The following is a 19,935-nucleotide window of genomic DNA, read 5'->3' on the forward strand; positions in this document are numbered from 1 at the left end:
TAGCGTTCCGAGCATCCCCACACACTCGGAGGCGGCGACATGACCACGCAATTCTCTGGCAGGATCAACCTCGACATCCGTGACTCGGAGCCCGACTGGGCGCCGTTCGAGCCCGCAAAGGCGCCGAACGGCGCTCCGAACGTGCTCTACATCGTCCTCGACGATGTCGGCTTCTCGGCGATGTCCGCGTACGGCGGCCCGATCGAGACACCGAACATCGATCGCGTGGCAGACCGGGGAGCCCGGTACACGCAGTGGCACACGACGGCGCTCTGCTCGCCGACCCGATCGTGCCTGCTGACGGGACGCAACCACACCCGCAACAGCATGGCGTGCATCACCGAGGCCGCGATCGGCTTCCCGAACGCGAGCGGGACCATTCCGCCGGCGAACGGGATGCTCTCCGAGATCCTCGGCGAACGCGGCTGGAACACCTACATGGTCGGCAAGTGGCACCTGTGTCCCGACGATGAGATGAACGTCGCGTCGACCCGGCGCAACTGGCCGAGCGGGAGAGGGTTCGAGCGCTCCTACGGCTTCCTCGGCGCCGAGACGAACCAGTGGTACCCGGAGCTGTTCTACGACAACCACCCGACCGAGCAGCCCACGGGCCCCGAGGAGGGATACCACTTCTCCGTCGACATCACCGACAAGGCGCTGGAGTTCATCCGGGACGCGAAATCGATCGCCCCCGAGAAGCCGTTCTTCCTCTACTACGCTCCGGGTGCGGCGCACGCCCCCCATCACGCTCCGAAGGAATGGGCCGACCGGTACAAGGGCCGCTTCGACATGGGTTACGAGGCGATCCGTGAGACGACGCTCGCCCGCCAGAAGGAGCTCGGCATCGTGCCGCCCGACACGGAGCTTCCGCCGCTCAATCCGATCGGCACGACCGAGACGCGCACAGGGCCCGACGGCTTGCCGTTCCCTGCGATGGATGAGACCCGGCCGTGGGATTCGCTCGCCGACGCCGAGAAGCGCCTCTTCAGCCGGATGGCGGAGGTGTACGCAGGATTCCTCTCGCACGCCGACTCGCAGATCGGGCGACTCCTCGACTACCTCGACGTCCTGGGAGAGCTCGACAACACGATCGTCGTCGTGGTCTCCGACAACGGCGCGAGCGGCGAGGGCGGCCCGCACGGGTCTGTCAACGAGATGAAGTTCGTCAACGGGGTCCCGGACGACATCGAAGAGAACCTCCGCTATCTCGACGACCTCGGCGGACCGTTGACCTACAACCACTATCCGAACGGATGGGCGATGGCTTTCAACACGCCCTTCAAGATGTGGAAGCGGTACGAGTTCAACGGCGGCACGAGCGATCCGTGCATCATCTCGCTGCCCGGCGCGACGACCAAGGGGGAGCTGCGCACGCAGTACCACCATGCCGTCGACATCGTCCCGACGATCCTCGACGCGCTCGGCGTCGACGCGCCCGACGAACTCAAAGGCCACGAGCAGAGCGCCCTCGACGGTGTGAGCATGCGCTACAGCGTCGACGACGCCTCCGCTCCGACCACGCACCACACGCAGTTCTACGCGATGCTCGGTTCACGGGCGATCTGGCACGACGGATGGAAGGCCGTCACGAACCATCCGACCTTGAGCGGCTGGGGTCACTTCAACGATGACGAGTGGGAGCTGTACCACACCGACGTCGACCGTTCCGAGCTTCACAACCTCGCGGACGACGAACCGGCGAAGCTCCGTGAACTCGTGAATCTCTGGTTCGCCGAGGCGGGCCGCAACAATGCCTTCCCGCTCGACGACCGCTCGGCCATGGAGATCGTCATGACTCCGCGGCCTGTGCTGTCCGCTTCACGCGACCGGTACTCCTATTACCCGAACAGCGCCGAGGTTCCGGAGTCGCAGTCGGTGGTCATCCGTGGCCGGTCTTTCGTCATCGGTGCGCTTGTCGACCTCCCGGAGCCCGGGGCCGAGGGAGTGCTGTTCGCCCAGGGATCCCGTTTCGGCGGCCACGCGCTGTATGTGAAGGACAACCGCCTCCACTACGTCAACAATGTGGTCGGATTGCGAGAGCAGCTCATCCGGGGGACCGAGGACCTGCCGACCGGCGATGACCTGATCCTGTCGGCGTCCTTCGAAATGGACGGCACGGATGACCAGCACATGCCGACGGGGATGCTCACCCTCTTCCATAACGAGACTCCGGTCGGATCCATGCGCATCTCGACCCAGCCCGGCAAGTTCTCGCTCGCCGGCGAGGGCCTGACGGTCGGCCGCGACAGCGGAGCCCCGGTGACGAGCGACTACCCCGGCCGGGAGCCGTGGGCGTTCACGGGAGGGACGCTCCATCGCGTGGCCGTCGACGTGAGCGGCGAGCCATACCTCAACCTCGAGCGCGAGGCGCAGGCGATGCTCATGCGGGAGTGATGTCACAAAAGCGGTCGCTGTCCTGTCTCGGTCTAATGAGACAGGAGAACATCGTGCGAAGGAATCCCGCAGACCGGAACCAGGTCAGCCAATCGTTCACCGACCGGGCAGTACGACTCGTCATCGGCACAGCTCCGGGCCGCCGGCTCACGGCGCTCGCCGCTGAGCTTCGGAACCGTCACATCGCGCTGCACTGGACGAACCTGTTCGGCGTCGTCTCGCTCGCGTGCGTCGCCGTCCTGTTCGTCACGGGCGTGTTCCTCATGTTCTTCTACGCGCCGTCCGGCACGCCGGTCGTCTACCACGGGAGCTACGCGCCCCTCGACGGCGCGACCATGTCGAAGGCGATGCAGTCGACGCTGAACATCTCGTTCGACGTGCAGGGCGGGATGCTCATGCGTCAGGCGCACCACTGGGCGGCGCTCCTCCTGCCCGCCGCGCTGATACTGCAGCTGCTCACCACCTTCTTCACGGGCGGGTTCCGCCGACCACGCCGACTCGGCTGGGTGCTTCTCTTCGCCTTGCTCATCGTCGCGCTGGTGGGCGGATGGAGCGGCTATGCACTGCCCGACGACATGCTCTCGGGAACCGGCCTCCGCATCGTCGAAGGGATCGTGCTCGGGATCCCGGTGGTCGGCACCTGGCTCTCCACCCTGCTGTTCGGGGGTGAGTTCCCCGGGCAGATCATCGAGCACCTGTACCCGATCCACGTGGCCCTGGTGCCGGTTCTGCTGATCGTGCTGCTGGTGGCGCGCATCCGCGATTCGTACGTGAAGGGGCCGGCGCAGTTCCCGGCGCCCGGCCGGACCGAGAGCACGGTCGTCGGCATCCCGGTACTGCCTAACGCGGCCGTTCGCGCGGGCGGCCTCTTCGCAATGGTCGCGGGGATGCTGTTCCTGCTGTCCGCGACCGTCACGGTCAGCCCATCCTGGCTCTACGGTCCATCGTCAGGAGGTGACGCCTCGGCCGGCAGCCAGCCGGACTGGTACACGGGCTTCCTCGACGGGGCACTCCGGCTGGTGCCTCCCGGCTGGGAGTTCGTGTGGCTCGGGCACACCTGGACGCTCGCCGTCCTCATCCCGCTCGTGGTCGTCGGCGGCTACCTGGCGGTCGTGCTGCTGTACCCGTTCATCGAAGAGCGGGTCACGGGCGACCACAGGGACCACCACATCCTCGACCGGCCGCGGAACATGCCGATCCGCACCGGCATCGGCGTCGCCGGGATGGTCTTCTACGCCGTGCTGTGGGGAGCGGCGAGCGCCGACGTGTTATCCACAACTTTCCAGTTGGGGGTGGAGAGCGTCGTCGGGATGTTCCAAGCTGGAGTAGTGCTCGGCCCGATCGTCGCATTCTCAGTCACCCGCCGCATCTGCCTCGGCCTGCAGAAGAGGGAGCGCGAGACGCTGCTCCACGGTTACGAGACGGGGCGAATCGTCCGGCTGCCCGGCGGCGAGTACGTCGAAGTGCACCAGCCGCTCGACGATGGCGAGCGCAGGCGCCTGGTGAATGCGGGCGTCAACGGTGTCGAAGAAGGGAAAGGATGATCATGAAGGTCGTCGTCATCGGCGGAACAGGACTCGTGGGGTCCAGGGTCGTCGCGAAGCTCACCGCGCACGGGCACGAGGCGGTCCCGGCCTCGCCGTCTTCCGGAGTCGACACCCTGACGGGTGAGGGGCTCGCCGCAGCGTTCGAGGGCGTGGCAGTCGTCGTGGACGTCTCCAACTCTCCGTCGTTCGGAGACGAGGCGGTTCTGGACTTCTTCACCCGGTCGACCACGAATCTCCTCAGCGCGGAGAAGGCAGCGGGGGTCAGTCACCACGTCGCGTTGTCGGTCGTCGGCACCGAGCGCCTGTCCCAGAGCGGTTACTTCCGCGCCAAGATCGCCCAGGAGAAGCTGATCGAAGAGTCGGGGCTTCCGTATTCGATCATCCATGCCACCCAGTTCTTCGAGTTCGTGAAGTCGATCGCCGACGCCGCCACCGACGGTTCTACCGTGCGGCTGGCTCCCGTCAAGATCGAGCCGATGGCGGCGGATGATGTGGCCACCGCGGTCACGGAGGCCGCGGTCGGCGAGCCGCTGAACGGCATCCGCGAGATCGCAGGTCCCGAGCAGTTCACTCTCGACGAGCTCGTGCGCCAGGGTCTCGAGGCCCGCAACGACCCGCGCGAGGTGGTCGCCGATCCCGACGCCCGCTACTTCGGCGCGCGGCTGAGCGAGAGCGAGCTCATTCCGGGAAAGTTCGCGGTGCGCTACGCCACACGCTTCGAGGACTGGCTCGCCGCCGAAGAGCTCGAACCGAGACGATGAGGGAGACGACCATGAAAAGGATCCCGGCAGAGAAGCGCATCGCGACGTCGGTGCTCGTGATCGGCTCCGGAGGTTCGGGGTTGCGCGCGGCGATCGAGGTCGCGGAGCGTGGCGGCGACGTGACGGTCGTCGGAAAGCGGCCGAAGTCGGACGCCCACACCTCGCTCGCGGCCGGCGGCATCAATGCGGCGCTGGCGACAATGGACCCCGGTGACTCCTGGCAGCAGCACGCTGCCGACACCCTCAAGGAGAGCTACTTCCTCGCGAACCCGCACACGGTCGAGATCGTCACGCGCGGCGCTGAGCGCGGCATCGAAGATCTCGTCAGCTACGGGATGCCCTTCGCCCGCGAAGACGACGGGCGCATCTCACAGCGGTTCTTTGGAGCGCACACGTATCGCCGCACTGCATTCGCCGGCGACTACACGGGACTCGAGATCCAGCGGACGCTGGTGAACCGGGCGGCGCAGCTGAGCATCCCCGTCCTCGACACGGTCTACATCACGCGTCTTCTCGTGACGGACAACACGGTCTTCGGCGCCTACGGCTTCGACCTCGAAGACGGTACCCGCTACGTCTTCCACGCGGATGCTGTGATCCTCGCGGCCGGCGGGCACAACCGCATCTGGCGGCGCACCTCATCCCGGCGCGACGAGAACACGGGCGATTCCTGGCGGCTCGCGGTCGATGCCGGTGGCCGCATTCGCGATCCCGAACTGGTGCAGTTCCATCCATCAGGGCTGATCGCCCCGGAGAACGCTGCCGGAACGCTGGTGTCCGAAGCTGCGCGAGGTGAGGGCGGCATCCTTCGGAACGCGCTCGGCGAGCGCTTCATGTCCCGGTACGACCCGGAGCGGATGGAGTTGTCCACCCGAGACCGCGTTGCCCTGGCCGAGTACACCGAGATCAAGGAAGGGCGCGGCACACCGGACGGCGGCGTGTGGCTCGACGTGTCGCACCTGCCGCGGCAGACCATCATGGAGAGGCTGCCGCGCGTCTACCAGACGCTCCTCGAGCTGCAGATGCTCGACATCACCCGGGAACCGATCGAGATCGCGCCGACAGCCCACTACTCGATGGGCGGGGTCTGGGTTCGGCCGGAAGACCACCGGACCGACGTTGTGGGACTCTACGCGATCGGCGAAGCGTCGAGCGGCCTCCACGGCGCCAACCGGCTCGGCGGCAACTCCCTGATCGAGCTGCTCGTCTACGGGCGTATCGTCGGCGAGACCGCCGCCGAGTACTCCGCCCGACTGGCGCGGCAGGAGCGTTCGGAGGCCGCACTGGAGCAGGCGCGGGCGGAGGTCGACGGGCTGCTGGCGAACGATGGAGCGGAGAACGTGCGCGCACTGCAGCGAGCCGTGCGCAACACGATGACCGAGCACGCGGGGGTCGTACGCGACGAGGCCGGCTTGCTGGCCGGGCTGGCCGAGCTCGCGGAGATCGAGAAGCGGATGCGCGACATCGGCGTCCACCCCGACATCGCCGGCTTCCAGGACCTCGCGCATGCCTTCGACCTCAAGGCCGCCGTGCTGGCCGCGCGCGCGACGATCGAAGCGGCACTCGAGCGCCGTGAGACGCGCGGCGCCCACAACCGGTCCGACTATCCGCAGCTCGACGAGTCGCTGCAGGTCAACCTCGTGTGGTCGGGGCCGGGGCAGATCACCCGCGAGACGATCCCGCCCATCCCTGACCAGATCGCCGCGCTGATGCGCGACGTGTCGACGGCCGGCAAGCTGGTCGAGTAGCCGGTGCGCGCCGAGCGCGTCACGTCCGGTCGAAGGTGCCCGGCGTGCCTGTCGCGCTCGACCGGAACTGACGCACTCGGCACCAGCAAGCGCACGGGCAGCAGGGCGCCCCCCCGCGGCCCGCCTACCGCGTGGTGAGCGTGTAGTGCCCGGATGCGCATCCTGTCACGCTCCAGCCGCCAGGCACCATCGCCGTCTCGACGTTCGTCATGCCCTTAGTGCGCACGTCCGGCTTCGCTGTGCCAGGCACCCACACGTTCAGCCCGCAGCTCTGCTCCGAGGCCGTGCCGGCGAGCAGGATGTGCGCATCCTGTCCCGCGAGCATCGTGAGCGTGCCGGGCGCGGTGCGGGGGTAGGCGCGGCTGAGGATCTGCAGCAGGTCCGTGCGGGCCGGGCCGTCTCCGCCGGTCGTGCAGTCCTGGACCATGATGCCGTTCCCGGTCGGGCCGACACCGTTCTGCGGGTCGCCGCACGCCTGCTTCCACACCCAATAGGCGCTTCCGAGCAGGTTGGCGTCCTCGGCGTGCGCGTAGCGCGTGAGTCGCGCATCCACATCCTTGGTGTCGCCCCAATAGCCGTACTCTCCCGACCAGAGCGGTGCGTTGTACTCGTCGGCGACGCGCTGTGCGAGCGTGAACTGGCGGTCGAGGCTGACGATGGCGGGGATGCCGAGCGAACGGTCCATCGTGATCGACTCCGCATACAGGTGCGGGGAGAACACGATGTTGTGGTCGCTGGTGAAGCCGGGCGTCGGGCCGCTGTCGAAGCCGAGCCCGGACCAGAGGATACTCGGCTCGACGAACACGATCTGGGGTGCGCCGGCCGCACGGATGGCCGAGATCGCGTGGTCGTAGAACGTGCCGAGCAGATACGACGTCGTCACAGGCGCCGTCTCGCCGAAGCCCGGCTCGTTGAGCAGGTCGTACCCGGCGACTGTCGGGTCGTCGCCGAACATCGAGGCCAGCTTCGCCCAGGTGGCGACCAGGGCGCTCTGGACGCCGTCCCGGTCGAAGTAGAAGTTCTCGAACGCGCGGTCGCCGGCCGGCGAGATGTCGCGACCGGTGAACTCGCAGCGCGGCGCGCCATCCGTGAGCGTGGCCCACGCGGGTGCGCCGTCGTAGCCCCACATCGGGTCGGTTCCGGGCCGGCACGCGGTTCCGTCGGGGGTCGCTCCGTTGTACCAGCCGTCCTGGTGCATGTCGAGCACGACGTAGACGCCGTGCTGCTTCGCCCAGCCGACCGCCTCGGTGATCTTGTCCAGGTACGCCTGGTCGTAGCTGCCGCGGGCCGGCTCCAGCGCCGACCAGGACAGGTTGAGGCGCACTACGTTGAATCCCTGGGCCGCGATGCCCGCGAAGTCGTCCTCGGTGAGCGGCCTGGTCGCCGCGACGTCCGCCTTCGGCTGGTAGAAGTCGACCAGCTGGTTCACGTTCACGCCACGGAGGAGCACCTGGTTGCCGTGGCCGTCGGCGATGATGCGGCCGTCGGCGCGGAGGAAGCCGGCCGGGACGGACGCGTCAGAGCCCGCAGCCTCTGCCGGCACGACGCCGGTGCCCGACAGGCTGGCCCCGACGATCACCGCGATGAGCGCGATCACTGCAGCGGCCGGGCCGGCGAGTCGTGGCACGCGCATCCATCGTCCCTCGCGGATCCGGTCTGCGACGACAGCACTAACACCGACGATCCAGCCGACGCAGGAGCCGAAGGCGAGCCCGTCGGCGATCGCGACGTAGGCCGCCATCAGGGGCCACAGGTCGCCGTTCAGCCCACCGTCGACTGCGAATGCGATCGCCGCCTGGACGATGCCGACGACCCCGCCGGCGACGAGGGCCGCGAGCCAGCCGCCGAGCACACCGGGCACGCGGGAGCGCATCCAGCGCAGGCACAGTCCCGTGGCCACAGCGATGAGCAGCACGGCGACGGTCACGGAGAGGGGACCGCGATCGAGTCGGGCCGCGGGGACACCCGGCGCATACGCCGCGCCCGTCCACCACACCCCGGCCAGCAGCGGAGTGACCAGTGCGAAGATCGCCGCGGGAATCCAGAGGGATGCAGATGCGCCCGCCCGCCGTTTGCCGACCAGCGGCCAGAGCGAACCGGATGCGAAGGACTGCCGGTTCGTCGGGCCCCCGAACCAGCGGGCGAACGCCGAGACGATCAATGCAGCCGGAACCGCTTTCGCGGCCACATAGCCGGCGGCTTGCGCGGCGACGGGGATGTTCCACGTCATGACCAGGCACGCCGCCGCCTGGGCGAGCAGGACCGCCAGGGTGAGGCCGGCGGTCAACGTCCAATACCGGTCGCCTGCGCGAACCGCGACCCACCAGACGACTCCGAGCAGTACCGGCAGGAACACGAGGTAGGGGGCGAACGGCCAGAGTCCTGCCGCGAGCTGCGGTTGGGCTCCCGACCAGCCGACGAGCGCGAGCAGCCCCGTGGGGTCTGCGGCCGCCTGGATGATGACCAGGACGAGCATGGTGGACACCGCTACGGCGGGACGTCGAACCGACTTCATGACACTCCATCGTGACAAGTTCGTGGACGGGAGCTGCTGTGCGAGCCGTCCAAGGTGCTGGTTGATTGTACATAACTATCGATCGATCGATCGGACAGTGCTACGCTGCTGCCACGCCGACGGGGGATGGGACCTGGCGATAGCTGCAGGAATCAGGGGGATCGTTATGAGTTCGGTACTGACTTCGCAGCCCGTGCGGCGCGTGGCGGCAGACCGGATCGTGCTCCCGCCCACCCTGGCGACGACCGACACGCGGGGCCGCATCCTCGAAGCATCCCTCGGGCTCTTCGCCGAGCGCGGGTTCGCCGGCACCTCCATTCGCGACATCGCCGGCGCGGTCGGCATCCAGACCGCCACCCTCTACGGGCATTTCCCGTCGAAGGAGCACATCCTTGCCGAGCTCACCCTGGCCGGGCATGACGGTCACCGGCGAGCGATGGCGGATGCGGTGGCCGCCGCAGGTGCGGACCCCGCTGCCCAGCTCGCCGCGCTCGTCCGCGCCCACGTGATCTTCCACGCCGAGTTCGCCATGCTCGCGACGGTCTCGAACGCCGAACTCCCCGCTCTCTCGCCGGAGTTGGTCGCCGATTCGATCGCGGTGCGCTCCGAGAGCGAGCGGTTGCTCACCGGCATCATCGATCGCGGCGTCGAATCCGGCCGTTTCACCACACGGGACGCCTGGCTGGCCGCCTCAGCGATCGGCGGCATGGGGCTACGGGTGTCGAACTGGTTCGGCCCGGGCAGCCCGATGACCGCCGAGCACGTCGCCGACACGTACGCCGACTTCGCGCTCCGCATCGTCGGCGCCGCGCCCTGAACCGCCCTGCCGCGTCGCTGCCGCGGGCGCCGCGCATCCGCCACCCGGATAGCGCTCACCGCACTAGTTTCGTCCCGGCGCACTACGTAGACCTAGTGCGCCGAGACACGGCTAGTGCGGCGAGCTCTGTGACACCTGCGGCAGCCGGCGCGAGTGCGGCTGCCCCCGGAACCCGCGCGGCTCACCGCGGACGCCGCGCCTCCTGCGCCTCGCGGAGCACCGCCCAGGCATCCGCCACCGGTCCCACGTGCCCGAGCTTGTCGGGGTTGAGCACTGTGCGGATCGCCTGGATGCGGCCATCGAGCACATCCAGCGCCCACGTGTTCATCACCAATCCGGCGCGGTCACGGAAGATGGCGCCGGGCTGGCCGTTGACCACGTGCGGCTCGAGCGTTCCGCCGATCCCGAGGAACAGCGGGATCATCGAGCCGAGCACTCGGCTCACATTGTCGGCGCCGTGGACGCCGCGGCTCCACTGCGGGGCCTTGCCGCCGCTGTCCCCGATCATCTCCACGTCGGCCGCGAGCAGTTCGCGAAGACTGTCGACGTCGCCATCCCGGATGGCGTCGAAGAATCGCGCGGCCAGCTCTTCCCGCTCGCGGCGGTCGGCTTCGAAGCGCGGACGCCCTTCGTCCATGTGCCTCCGCGCCCGGACGGCGAGCTGGCGGCAGGCCGCCTCCGACCGCCCGACGGATGCCGCGATCTCCGGAAAGTCGAAAGCGAAGACTTCGCGCAGCACGAACACCGCGCGCTCGAGCGGCGTCAGCTGCTCGAGCAGCAGCAGGGCGGCCATCGACACCGAGTCCGCGAGTTCTGCCGCGCGCGCCGGGTCCTCATACGGATCCGAGACCAGCGGCTCAGGGAACCACGTCCCGACGTACTGTTCCCGCCGCACCCGCGCCGATCGCAGCACGTCGATCGAGATCCGGGTCACGATGGCAGACAGGTATGCCTTCGTCGAGGTGGGCGTCGTCGCAGACGATTCGTACCGCAGCCAGGTCTCCTGCACCGCATCCTCTGCCTCGCCGACGCTTCCGAGTATCCGGTACGCGATCGCGAACAGCAGCGGCCGGAGGTCTTCGAACTCGTCAACCCTGCTCATGCCAGCCCCTCATTGAACCCCTGACGCCACGACGGGTAGCGGAGCTCCCAGCCGAGCTCCCGCCGAGCCTTCGCATTGGAGAACGCGCGGCCTTCGGTCATCATGATCACCGCGACACCCCCCGCGAGCGGTCGCGCGACCCATGTCGGCACCCGCATCGGCGGCTTCGCGCCCGCGCACTCCGCCAGGTAGGGCAGCCAGTCACGGGCTGCCGCCGGCTCGTCGTCCGTAATGTTGAAAACGCCTGTCGCGTTCTGTTCCACAGCCAACACCGTAGCGCTTGCCGCGTCGTCGAGGTGCAGCCAGGAGCTGTGCCCGGCGCCGTCTCCGACGAGCGGATACTGCCGTTTGCGCACGAGCTCGGCCTGGTCGTCGCTCGCCCCCGGACCGTAGAGGGCGCCGAATCGGAGGGTGGCGCCGCCGAACGCTCGCACCGCATCCTCGAGGTATCGGATGGCCGCCATCCCCTTCTCGGCGGCCGTCCCGGTGAGCGGGTCGAGCGGGTCGTCCTCGGTCTTCACCCAGCCGCCTTCGCGGATTCCGTTCCAGCTGCCGTAGCTCTGCGCGACGACGTGGTGCACTCCGGTCGCCTCGGCCGCGGCGAGCAGGTGGTCCGTTCCTTCGGTGCGCAGCCGGATGGTCGGGGCGAACCAGCGGTCCATGTGCTTGATGTCGGGCTTGCCGGCGTGGCCCGGCGCGATCGCGGTCATCTGGTTGACGATCACGTCGGGCTGCGCCGACGCGACCGCCTGGCCGACGGATGCCGCATCCAGCCCATCCATCACCACCGCATCCGCCCCCAGCCCGCGCAGGGTCGGGAGGTTGCGCTCGGATGTGGTGGTCGCCGTCACCTGATGGCCACGGGTTACCAGTTGCGGCACCAACCGCTGGCCGATGACCCCGGTACCGCCTGCCACGAATACGCGCATTCCCGTCGTCCTCCTCGTTCGAATTCTGCTTCTACGAGGTGAGACGAGGTGGCGCGGTCGGGTGTGACATCCCCCGACCTGTTGTGGCGTACGCAGGGCTTACGCGCGCGCGGGCGACTCCGACGGCATGATGATCCAGAGCGCGATGTACGCGATGAACTGCGGGCCCGGAAGCAGGCAGGACAACAGGAACAGCACACGCACGGTCAGGGGATTCCAGCCGAAGCGCTGGGCGAGGCCTGCGCACACGCCGCCGATGATGCGTCCGTTGATGGGTCGATAGAGAGTGTTCATGGTTCCAGCGTGCCTGCATCCGGTGGCGGTGAACATCCGGGAATCCCCCCAATCGACCCTGAGGTTTTCCGACCCGATCGTCGGGCGTATCGCACGTGTGTGCGCGTAGAGTCGCACCCGTGCGCCCCCTGCCATTGGATGTTCTCCCGGCGAAGATCCTGTTCAACGTGCTCATTTTCGTCTTCGCCGCATCCGAAGTCGCCATCCGGGCGTTCTCGGTGCGCAACCGCGGGCGTGACAGCCGCGACGGCAGCGGCAGCGCTGGCAGCGGCAGCCGAGAGCTGACGAGCCTGGTCGTCGTCGCATTCGGCTTCGTGATCGGCATCATCGGCGCCGTCCTGATCGCCGGGCAGGTCACCGCGGCCGCCATCCCGTTCGGCCGCACAGCGCTCTTCGTGATCGGATGCGCGGCCATGGTTTTCGGCATCGCGTTCCGGGCGTGGTCCGTGGTCGTGCTCGGACGCTGGTTCACGGTCGACGTCCGCGTGCGCGAGCACCAGCGTGTCGTCGACCGGGGCCCCTACCGGCTCCTCCGGCATCCGTCCTACACAGGACTGCTGTGCACCTGCCTCGGCATCGGCCTTGCGCTCGGCAACTGGCTGGCCGTGTTGTTCGCGATCGTGCCGACGACGCTCGCCATCCTGTACCGCATCCGCGTCGAAGAGCGTGCCCTGCTCGACGGCATCGGCGAGCCCTACCGGCAATTCTGCGCAACCCGTTCCCGGTTGATCCCGCACGTCTGGTGAGAGCGCTGGCCGTGTCAGCGCGAAGCGGCACGGCCACCACGAGGCTGCCCGTGTCAACGCGAAGCGACGCGGCCCCGCGCGTCAGCCCTGCCGCGTCGCGAAAGCGCGCAGCTCGTCCGCATCCCAGCTGAGCCGCCCATCCCTCATCTCCGCTGCCGTTGCCCGCACCCAGTCCAGCTCGGCCCGAAGCACCGCACGGAGATACTCGTCCTCGAGCCCCGCGATGCGGGGGAGTCCGGCCGCCGCCTGGGCGGCGATACCTTTTTCGAGCGCGGCGAGCTTCTCCGCCAGCACGCCCGCGCGGGCCTCGAGGGACTGCGCGATGTCCTCCGCCGAGAACAGCAGCAGGTGTGAGAGGGCCGCCGGGAACTCGGGGTACTCGTTCTTCGGGGTCGCAAGCATGTCGCCGAGCCACGTGCGCGCGGTCGTGCGGCCCGCATCCGTCAGCTCGTAGACCGTCCGCTCCGGATACTGCTGGTCGCGCCCGGTCTCGCGAACCCGGATCAGGCCGGCCGTTTCGAGGCGTTCGATCGTGCGGTAGAGGCTGGCGCGTTGCTCGACATTGATGACAGCGTCCTTTCCCCACTGCCGGATGAGGCGTTGCAGGCCGTATGGATGCAGCGGCTCGTAGTGCAGGAGCGCGAGCACCGTCAGGGCCAGCGGGGTCGGGCGGAATGCGGAAGCCATGTCATTCATACTAATCCATCTCAAACTAGTTGCAATGAAACTAGTGCGTGAGTTACTATCAATTCGTCTCTTACGAAAGGAAGACATGATGCAAACCGCAACCCACACCGAGACCCTGGTCGCCGACCACGCAGTGCTGAAGAAGCTGGGCCGCTGGACCGAAGCCACCTCGTTCGCCGTTCGCGCCCGCCGGAGCTCGGTCGTCCTCGACCTCCGCGCCTCGACCCCGACACCCTCGAGTCCGGCGCTGCGAGCAGCGCTGCCGTCGAGGTGGCGGTGGATGCCGACCACTCCGTCATCACGCTCCTCGTTGCGTCGGATTCCGCCGTCGACGCCGATGACGTGCGCTGGACCGGGCGCGGCCGTGTGCACGACGCGGGGATCGCTGCCGCCGGGTCGAGCATCCGTGTGACCGGCGCTGTCCACGACAGCCAGCTGCGTGTATACCGCGGGGGAGTCGCCCAGTTGACGGCGATGCTCTCGGGCGCGTATATCCGGCAGCTCCGCGAGACCGCTCGCACCGGCAACTACCCGACCATCGACGACCCGACGCGCGTCCAGCGCTGACTGCTCTTCAGAAACGAGGTCCCACCATGAATCGCACTACGACAGCCACCGTCATCGGTGGCGGAATCGCCGGCGCCGTCTGCGCCATGGCCCTGCAGCGCGCCGGCATCACGGCCACGATCTACGAAGCGCACATCGGGTCGGATGAGGCCGTCGGCGGCGGCCTGACCCTCGCGCCCAACGGTGTCGCCGCGCTGGACGTCATCGGCTGCGGCGACCTCGTCCGTGAGCTCGGCGACCCGATGACCGGCATCGTCCTCGAGAGCTGGAACGGCAAGCAGCTCGGCGCATTCACGTCGGGCGGCGAAGACCAGGCGGCGCTCTTTCTGTGGCGGGGCCGCTTCAGCGCTGCGCTCCGGGCGGAAGCCGCCGCTCGCGGCATCCGTATCCTCTCCGGGGCGCGGTTCGTGGATGCGGTCAGCGACGCGGATGCCGTCGAGGCGCGTTTCGCAGACGGCACCACCGCACGCGCGGAGGTCCTGATCGGTGCTGACGGCATCCACTCCCGGGTGCGATCAGTCATCGATCCCGCCGCTCCCGATCCGAGCTATACAGGGCTCGTTGGTTACGGCGGAGCGCGGGCGGGTTCGGGGCTGGCGCCTTCTCACGGCACGATGCGCATGAGTTTCGGCAAGCGCGCCTTCTTCGGTTATCGCGTGAACGACGACGGGACAGCCGAGTGGTTCGCGAACCTGCCGAGCGCGGTGCCGCCGACGTCGGAACAGTTGCGGGCCCGGAGCGCCGAGGCGACCCTCGACATCCTGCGCGCTGCGTTCGCCGATGACCGCACGCGCGCTGCCGACCTGATCGCCGGCTCGGATCCCGCCTCGCTCGTGACGGTCGGCCCACTGGAGATCATGCCGCGCCTGCCGCATTGGAGCAGGGATGGCGTCGTCGTCATCGGGGATGCGGCGCACGCGGCGTCCCCGAGTTCCGGCCAGGGCGCGTCCCTTGCGATCGAGAGCGCGATCGAGCTGGCGCGGCACCTGCGGGATCTTCCGCGGGATGAGGCGCTCGCTGCCTACGAGACAGCGCGCCGCCCGCGGGTCGAACGCATCATCGCCGCCGCGGAGAAGACCAACAGCAGCAAGGCGGCAGGGCCTGTTGGTCGCGTCGTCCGCGACCTCGTCATGCCGGTCGCGATGCGGATGATGCGCCCCGAGAGGCAGTCGTGGCAGACCGACTACCGGATCGCGTGGGATGCGGGAGTCGCTCGGTGACGTGGCGGGTGCGCGGAAGGGTCAACTTCCGCCAGTGCGACTGGCGCGCACCCGCGGAAGCTGACCCTTCTGCGCGGACGGGCGCCTATTTCGACGGGAACGTGGCGCAGTTGAGCGATCCCTGGGTGATCGTCGTCGCGCTGACGGCCGGCGTCACCTGCGCGGTCAGGGCCCGCTTGTCGGCATGGTCTGCAATCAGGTCGAACGTGATCGTCTGAGTCTGGCCCGGCATGATCGTGATGCGGTCCTGGGCGGTGGTGTATTCGCCGTCTTTCGCGGCGAGGGGTGCTTCTCCGCCGTTGCTGACCTTGATGGCGGCGACCTTGTAGCCGTGAGGAGCATAGGCGGTGACACCGAGCCGGATGTGACCATCGAGCTGGGTGACATAACTCGGCAACGTGGTGCCCGCGTTGGCCGGCGCGACATTCGTCAGCTTGACCGTGATGCGGACATCCGTCGGGCCGCCGGCCTTGCACGTGGCCTGCGAGAGGTCGACGCTCTGCTTGAGGAAGTAGGCCATCTTCGATGGCGTCATGTCACGGAAGTAGACGCCGAACGCATCCGTCTTTGCGGTGCTCGTTGGCGGGGCTCCGTAGAAGTCGGACTTCTCGATGACGGACTGCTCTGCTTTGTTCGTGCTCCAGAGCAGGATGCGGTGCTGCTTCGAAGCGGTGGTAACGAAGCTCGCGAGTGCTTTGGGGTCGATGCCGCCGTCGAAGAGTTTGCCGAGCACAGATCCGGCGACCGCCTCGTTGATCAGGTCGACGGTGTGAGCATCGTGCTTCTCATACAGGCCGAAGAGGAGCGTCTCCACCGCGTTTGCGCTGGTGAGCTGCGTTCCGTCGATGAGCGGCACCGGGCCGGTCACCTTGAGGAACTGGCTGAGCGCTACGGTGTCAACCGCGACCATTCCGTCGATCTGGATGCCCTTCGCCTTCGCCCACATCGCTTTCGCGATGTCGAAGGTCAGCGAGAAGCGAGGCGTCTCGGTGAGGTTCTGGACGAAGCGGCCGAGGCTCTTCGGGTAGAGCACGGCGGAGTCGGCGGGCACGTTGATCACGGGCGCATCGAACATGGGGAAGACGGCCGGGTCGGCCGAGGACTGCGCAATCAGCTGGATGTCGCCGTTGTCGACGTGCAGAACGGCCATGGATCCCGTCGTGCCGCCCGCGGGCATCAGTTCGCCGTTGTTCTGGAAGATCAACAGGTAGTTGCGCGGCCCGCTGGCGCCCAACGCCCCGGGCAGAATCGCGAGAACGGACTTGGCCGAGTGCAGCGCACCGGAGGTCGAGCCGAGCATCGTCTGGAGCTTGGCCTTGGCAGCGACCACCTGGCCGATCGTGCCGCGTGTGTCTACCGACTTGAGAGCCGCCAGTGCCTTGTCGACGGATGCCGATGCACTGGTGACGGCAGGGATCGTCTTCTCGATCGCCGCCACGTCGATGCGTCCGTTGTGAGGTTTCAGAGACTCCAGCGAAAGAGAGCTGCTGACGGTGACGAGTGGTTTGACCGCTCCCGTGACCAATGCGTCCGTCTCGTTAGCCATGATGCGCACGGCGGTGAGGTTTCGGCCGAGGATCGGCACCGCCTCGGCAATGCGCCAGACAGGGTCACTCGTCAGGTCGCGTGCGTTCGCCACCTTGGGTTCGAGCGTCGCAAAAGTCCCTTTTGCACCTGCGCTGTCCTGGGTGAGCACTTGCGTCTTGAGCGTGCTGATCAGGGGCATGGAGCTCTGCAACTCCTGCTTCGCCTGAAGTGCGCGAACACCGACCCAGGCCGCGCACGCGATCGCGATGACCGCGACGATGATCAGCCAGAACCACCAGCGCGAGTAGAACCGCCTGCGCCGGATGGGTCCGCGGCGCGCGGCGGTAGAACGTCGCGCGCGGCGCGAATCAGGTTCGGTGAGCATCGGACCATTCAATCAGAGAGAACCTGAGCCGGGCCTGTTGACGGGCTGTCCCCCCAAATGGCCAAAGTTCGATTTTGGTAAGGTTCGAACGGCAGCGAGCCAGACGAGCGCGTATACGCCGGTCCAAAGGTCAGGAAGAATGCAGAACATCGCGCCCAAAGCGGTCATCGTCGGTCAGGGATACGTGGGGCTTCCCGTCGCAATGCGGGCTGTCGAGGTCGGATACGACGTCGTCGGCGTGGACTTGGATTCGAGTCGCATCGCCAGCTTGCAGAAAGGCGTCTCGTACGTCGACGACATCTCGGCTGAAGTACTCCGGGATGCACTCGCAAGCGGGCGGTACCTCCCCACGACGGATTACGACCACATCGTCGACTTCGACATTGCGGTGATCACCGTGCCGACGCCACTTCGGGAGAGCCTCCCTGACCTGACATTCATCGAAGAGTCCTCGCGTTCCCTTGCGAAGTCTCTGAAGCAAGGCGCTACCGTCGTGCTCGAATCGACGACCTACCCCGGTACGACCGAGGAACTGATGGTTCCGATCCTCGAAGAGGGGTCTGGCCTCACAGCAGGTGTCGACTTCTTCGTCGGCTACAGTCCCGAGCGCATCGACCCGGGCAACCCGACCTGGAACTTCGTGACCACCCCGAAGGTCGTGTCGGGAATCGATGAGCTGTCGTTGGCAAAGGTCCAGGGCTTCTACGACAACCTCGTAGACCGCACAGTTCCTGTCAGCTCGCCCAAGGAGGCAGAGCTCACCAAGCTCCTTGAGAACACCTTCCGCCATGTGAATATCGCACTCGTCAACGAGCTGGCCATCTTCGCCAACCAGCTCGGCGTCAACGTCTGGGAATCGATCGAGGCCGCCTCGACCAAACCCTTCGGGTTCATGAAGTTCACGCCTGGACCGGGTGTCGGAGGACACTGCCTTCCGGTTGATCCGAGCTATCTCTCCTGGCAGGTTCGCCGCAAACTCGGCCAGAATTTTAGGTTCGTAGAGCTGGCGAACGATGTCAACGACCATATGCCCGACTATGTCGTGCAACGGCTCATGGCGATCCTGAACGGTGAGAAGCGCGCCCTCAACGGCTCACGAATCGCATTGATCGGTCTCTCATACAAGAAGAACTCCGGCGACATCCGGGAATCCCCAGCCCTGCGATTGATCGAATTGCTGGACGAGTACGGTGCCGTCTTGACGGCTGTGGATGGGCATGTCGAGGATCACCGCTGGCCAGACCGCGTCGACAGGGCACCCGACGTCGCAACGGCCATCGACGGGGCGGACGCTGCAATTCTCGTCACCGATCACGATGACCTGGACTTGCTCAGCGTCGAGGGAGCGCGGCTTCCAGTCCTGGATACGAAGAACCGGCTGCGCGGCTCGAACGTCGTACGACTCTGACTCTGATCAGGCGGACGCCGCGAGGTGTGACTCGAGCAGTTCAAGCACATGCGGGTCGCTGGGCCGTGCGCGCCAACGCGCATATGCGGCGGCAGCACGTTCTCGGGCTACCTGGCGTTCTTCGGGAGAGAGGAGTGCGTACGCCTCGATCGCGGATGTCCAGGCCTCAGGGGTTCGATCGAGGACCCAGCCCCCGCCGTCCTCAAGCACGTCGTTCCATGGGGTGTGTGGACTGCACATGACTGGGCAGGATACAGAAAGCGATTCGGCAACGACGTGCCCGAAGTTCTCCCCTGCTGTCGGCATCAGAAGTACGTCGTAGCCCGAGAGCGTGGTGCGCGTCTGGTCGGGGTCGACCATTCCGAGCATGCGAACTGTGGCTGTTGCCGGTAGCGCTGTGATCAGGCCACGACAGAGCTCGACGTATTTTGGATCTTCCATCGGGCCGTAGACGTCCAGCTCTATCGGAGCGCTAACCTTAGCGATCGCTTCCAGGGCGATGTGAAGCCCCTTGTGTTCGACAAGTCGACCGAGGAACACAGCTCGTAGGCCCGGGTCATCGTCGGGATGCCGTGGGCTCGGCTCCGTTGCCGTCGCGGGAAGAAGCGTTTCGTTTTCGCGAATGAGGATCGCGGTCCGATCTCCCCACACGCGACGAATATCCGACGCCTCGAATTCTGACGAAGCGTGCCAGTAGAGGTGTCGATGCAGTCCGAGGGCTCGGTACACAAGAAAGAAGGCTTGCTTCTTCACGGACCGACGCCCCAGCGCCCCGGCGCCGAATTCGCCTCGGGGTGCCAGAAGTCTTACCGCTGACCCCCAATATCCGAACCGCCAGAGGAGTTGCGGCAGGATCGAAAACTTCAGGTCGAAGAAGCCGTTGAAGTAGAGGATGGCAGGCTGTTTCGATTTCAGCGCTCGGTACCCTTCGAACAGCCCGCCGATCGACCTGGCGGACGCATAAAAGACTTTGGCGTGGTGATGATCGAGCCAGCGGTTGCTCGCGACAGGCAGACGATCACGAGCTCCGAGGTCGTGGTCCGACGTCAACACATTCAGCGGGATGCTGCTCGGAGCAACTTCGACGAGCGCATCGAGTGTCCGAATTGGACCGCCGCCGAGTTTGGCGGGCGGAAAGAGCGGCGCAAAGACGGCGACTACTCGCGACAACACCGAACTCCTTGAAGGGAAAGCACCGCCCTGGTCCTCCCCAAATCGGGTAGCAGAAGGGTGGGTACACCGAACGGTCCGCGCCAACGAGGCGCCAAACCCTTCAGTAAGCTTCGCA

General features: G+C 67.0%; 16 protein-coding genes. 9 read left to right on the forward strand and 7 right to left on the reverse strand.

Translation table 11 applies throughout. From position 1 onward, the window contains the following. Positions 1 to 39 precede the first annotated feature (39 nt). From AAYO93_RS19325 to AAYO93_RS19340, 4 genes are read left to right on the forward strand one after another with little or no spacing between them, the layout of a single operon-like run. Positions 40 to 2,394, forward strand: a complete 2,355-nt coding sequence (locus AAYO93_RS19325; protein WP_345762814.1) for an arylsulfatase — start codon at positions 40 to 42, stop codon at positions 2,392 to 2,394. Positions 2,395 to 2,447: 53 nt separating this feature from the next. Continuing rightward, positions 2,448 to 3,938 carry a cytochrome bc1 complex cytochrome b subunit gene (qcrB, locus tag AAYO93_RS19330; RefSeq protein WP_345762815.1) on the forward strand — a complete coding sequence of 497 codons (1,491 nt, stop codon included), beginning with the start codon at positions 2,448 to 2,450 and terminating at the stop codon, positions 3,936 to 3,938. A gap of 2 nt (positions 3,939 to 3,940) precedes the next feature. Continuing rightward, positions 3,941 to 4,702 carry an SDR family oxidoreductase gene (locus tag AAYO93_RS19335; protein ID WP_345762816.1) on the forward strand — a complete coding sequence of 254 codons (762 nt, stop codon included), beginning with the start codon at positions 3,941 to 3,943 and terminating at the stop codon, positions 4,700 to 4,702. 11 nt (positions 4,703 to 4,713) lie between these two features. Further along, positions 4,714 to 6,450 carry an L-aspartate oxidase gene (locus tag AAYO93_RS19340; protein WP_345762818.1) on the forward strand — a complete coding sequence of 579 codons (1,737 nt, stop codon included), beginning with the start codon at positions 4,714 to 4,716 and terminating at the stop codon, positions 6,448 to 6,450. A gap of 124 nt (positions 6,451 to 6,574) precedes the next feature. Here the strand turns inward: AAYO93_RS19340 and AAYO93_RS19345 are convergent, their stop codons facing one another. Further along, entirely contained in the window at positions 6,575 to 8,965 is a 2,391-nt protein-coding gene (locus AAYO93_RS19345; protein WP_345762819.1) for a cellulase family glycosylhydrolase, read from the reverse strand. 166 nt (positions 8,966 to 9,131) lie between these two features. Here AAYO93_RS19345 and AAYO93_RS19350 point away from each other — a divergent pair, with 166 nt between their 5' ends. Next, positions 9,132 to 9,782 carry a TetR/AcrR family transcriptional regulator gene (locus tag AAYO93_RS19350; RefSeq protein WP_345762820.1) on the forward strand — a complete coding sequence of 217 codons (651 nt, stop codon included), beginning with the start codon at positions 9,132 to 9,134 and terminating at the stop codon, positions 9,780 to 9,782. Positions 9,783 to 9,963: 181 nt separating this feature from the next. Here AAYO93_RS19350 and AAYO93_RS19355 read toward each other — a convergent pair whose 3' ends face one another. The 3 genes from AAYO93_RS19355 to AAYO93_RS19365 form a co-directional block, all read right to left on the reverse strand. Further along, entirely contained in the window at positions 9,964 to 10,884 is a 921-nt protein-coding gene (locus AAYO93_RS19355; RefSeq protein WP_345762821.1) for an RNA polymerase sigma-70 factor, read from the reverse strand. After that, positions 10,881 to 11,813 carry an NAD-dependent epimerase/dehydratase family protein gene (locus tag AAYO93_RS19360; protein ID WP_345762822.1) on the reverse strand — a complete coding sequence of 311 codons (933 nt, stop codon included), beginning with the start codon at positions 11,811 to 11,813 and terminating at the stop codon, positions 10,881 to 10,883. The genes AAYO93_RS19355 and AAYO93_RS19360 overlap by 4 nt, the downstream gene beginning before the upstream one ends. A 99-nt stretch (positions 11,814 to 11,912) precedes the next feature. Beyond that, a complete protein-coding gene (locus tag AAYO93_RS19365; protein ID WP_345762823.1) occupies positions 11,913 to 12,107 on the reverse strand; it encodes a PspC domain-containing protein in 195 nt (64 codons plus the stop codon). 119 nt (positions 12,108 to 12,226) lie between these two features. Here AAYO93_RS19365 and AAYO93_RS19370 point away from each other — a divergent pair, with 119 nt between their 5' ends. Then, complete coding sequence (locus AAYO93_RS19370; RefSeq protein ID WP_345762824.1) at positions 12,227 to 12,853, forward strand: methyltransferase family protein; 627 nt, start codon at positions 12,227 to 12,229, stop codon at positions 12,851 to 12,853. An 81-nt stretch (positions 12,854 to 12,934) separates the two neighbouring features. Here the strand turns inward: AAYO93_RS19370 and AAYO93_RS19375 are convergent, their stop codons facing one another. Then, entirely contained in the window at positions 12,935 to 13,540 is a 606-nt protein-coding gene (locus tag AAYO93_RS19375; protein WP_345762825.1) for a PadR family transcriptional regulator, read from the reverse strand. Between the two features lie 276 nt (positions 13,541 to 13,816). Here AAYO93_RS19375 and AAYO93_RS19380 point away from each other — a divergent pair, with 276 nt between their 5' ends. Together AAYO93_RS19380 and AAYO93_RS19385 are read left to right on the forward strand one after the other, a co-directional pair. After that, a complete protein-coding gene (locus AAYO93_RS19380) occupies positions 13,817 to 14,107 on the forward strand; it encodes a hypothetical protein (RefSeq protein WP_345762826.1) in 291 nt (96 codons plus the stop codon). Positions 14,108 to 14,133: 26 nt separating this feature from the next. Then, entirely contained in the window at positions 14,134 to 15,327 is a 1,194-nt protein-coding gene (locus AAYO93_RS19385; protein ID WP_345762827.1) for an FAD-dependent oxidoreductase, read from the forward strand. An 85-nt stretch (positions 15,328 to 15,412) separates the two neighbouring features. On the opposite strand, the gene AAYO93_RS19390 is transcribed toward AAYO93_RS19385, so the two are convergent. Then, entirely contained in the window at positions 15,413 to 17,239 is a 1,827-nt protein-coding gene (locus AAYO93_RS19390; protein WP_345762828.1) for a DUF4012 domain-containing protein, read from the reverse strand. Between the two features lie 139 nt (positions 17,240 to 17,378). On the opposite strand from AAYO93_RS19390, the gene AAYO93_RS19395 reads away from it, so the two are divergent. Next, complete coding sequence (locus AAYO93_RS19395) at positions 17,379 to 18,647, forward strand: nucleotide sugar dehydrogenase (protein ID WP_345762829.1); 1,269 nt, start codon at positions 17,379 to 17,381, stop codon at positions 18,645 to 18,647. A gap of 6 nt (positions 18,648 to 18,653) precedes the next feature. On the opposite strand, the gene AAYO93_RS19400 is transcribed toward AAYO93_RS19395, so the two are convergent. Beyond that, the gene (locus AAYO93_RS19400) at positions 18,654 to 19,817 is read right to left on the reverse strand and encodes a glycosyltransferase (protein WP_345762831.1); all 1,164 of its coding nucleotides are present in this window, start codon (positions 19,815 to 19,817) and stop codon (positions 18,654 to 18,656) included. Between the last annotated feature and the right edge of the window lie 118 nt (positions 19,818 to 19,935).

Origin of the sequence: Diaminobutyricibacter sp. McL0608 (assembly GCF_039613825.1) — a bacterium.
In the GTDB taxonomy this organism is placed as follows: Bacteria; Actinomycetota; Actinomycetes; order Actinomycetales; family Microbacteriaceae; genus Diaminobutyricibacter.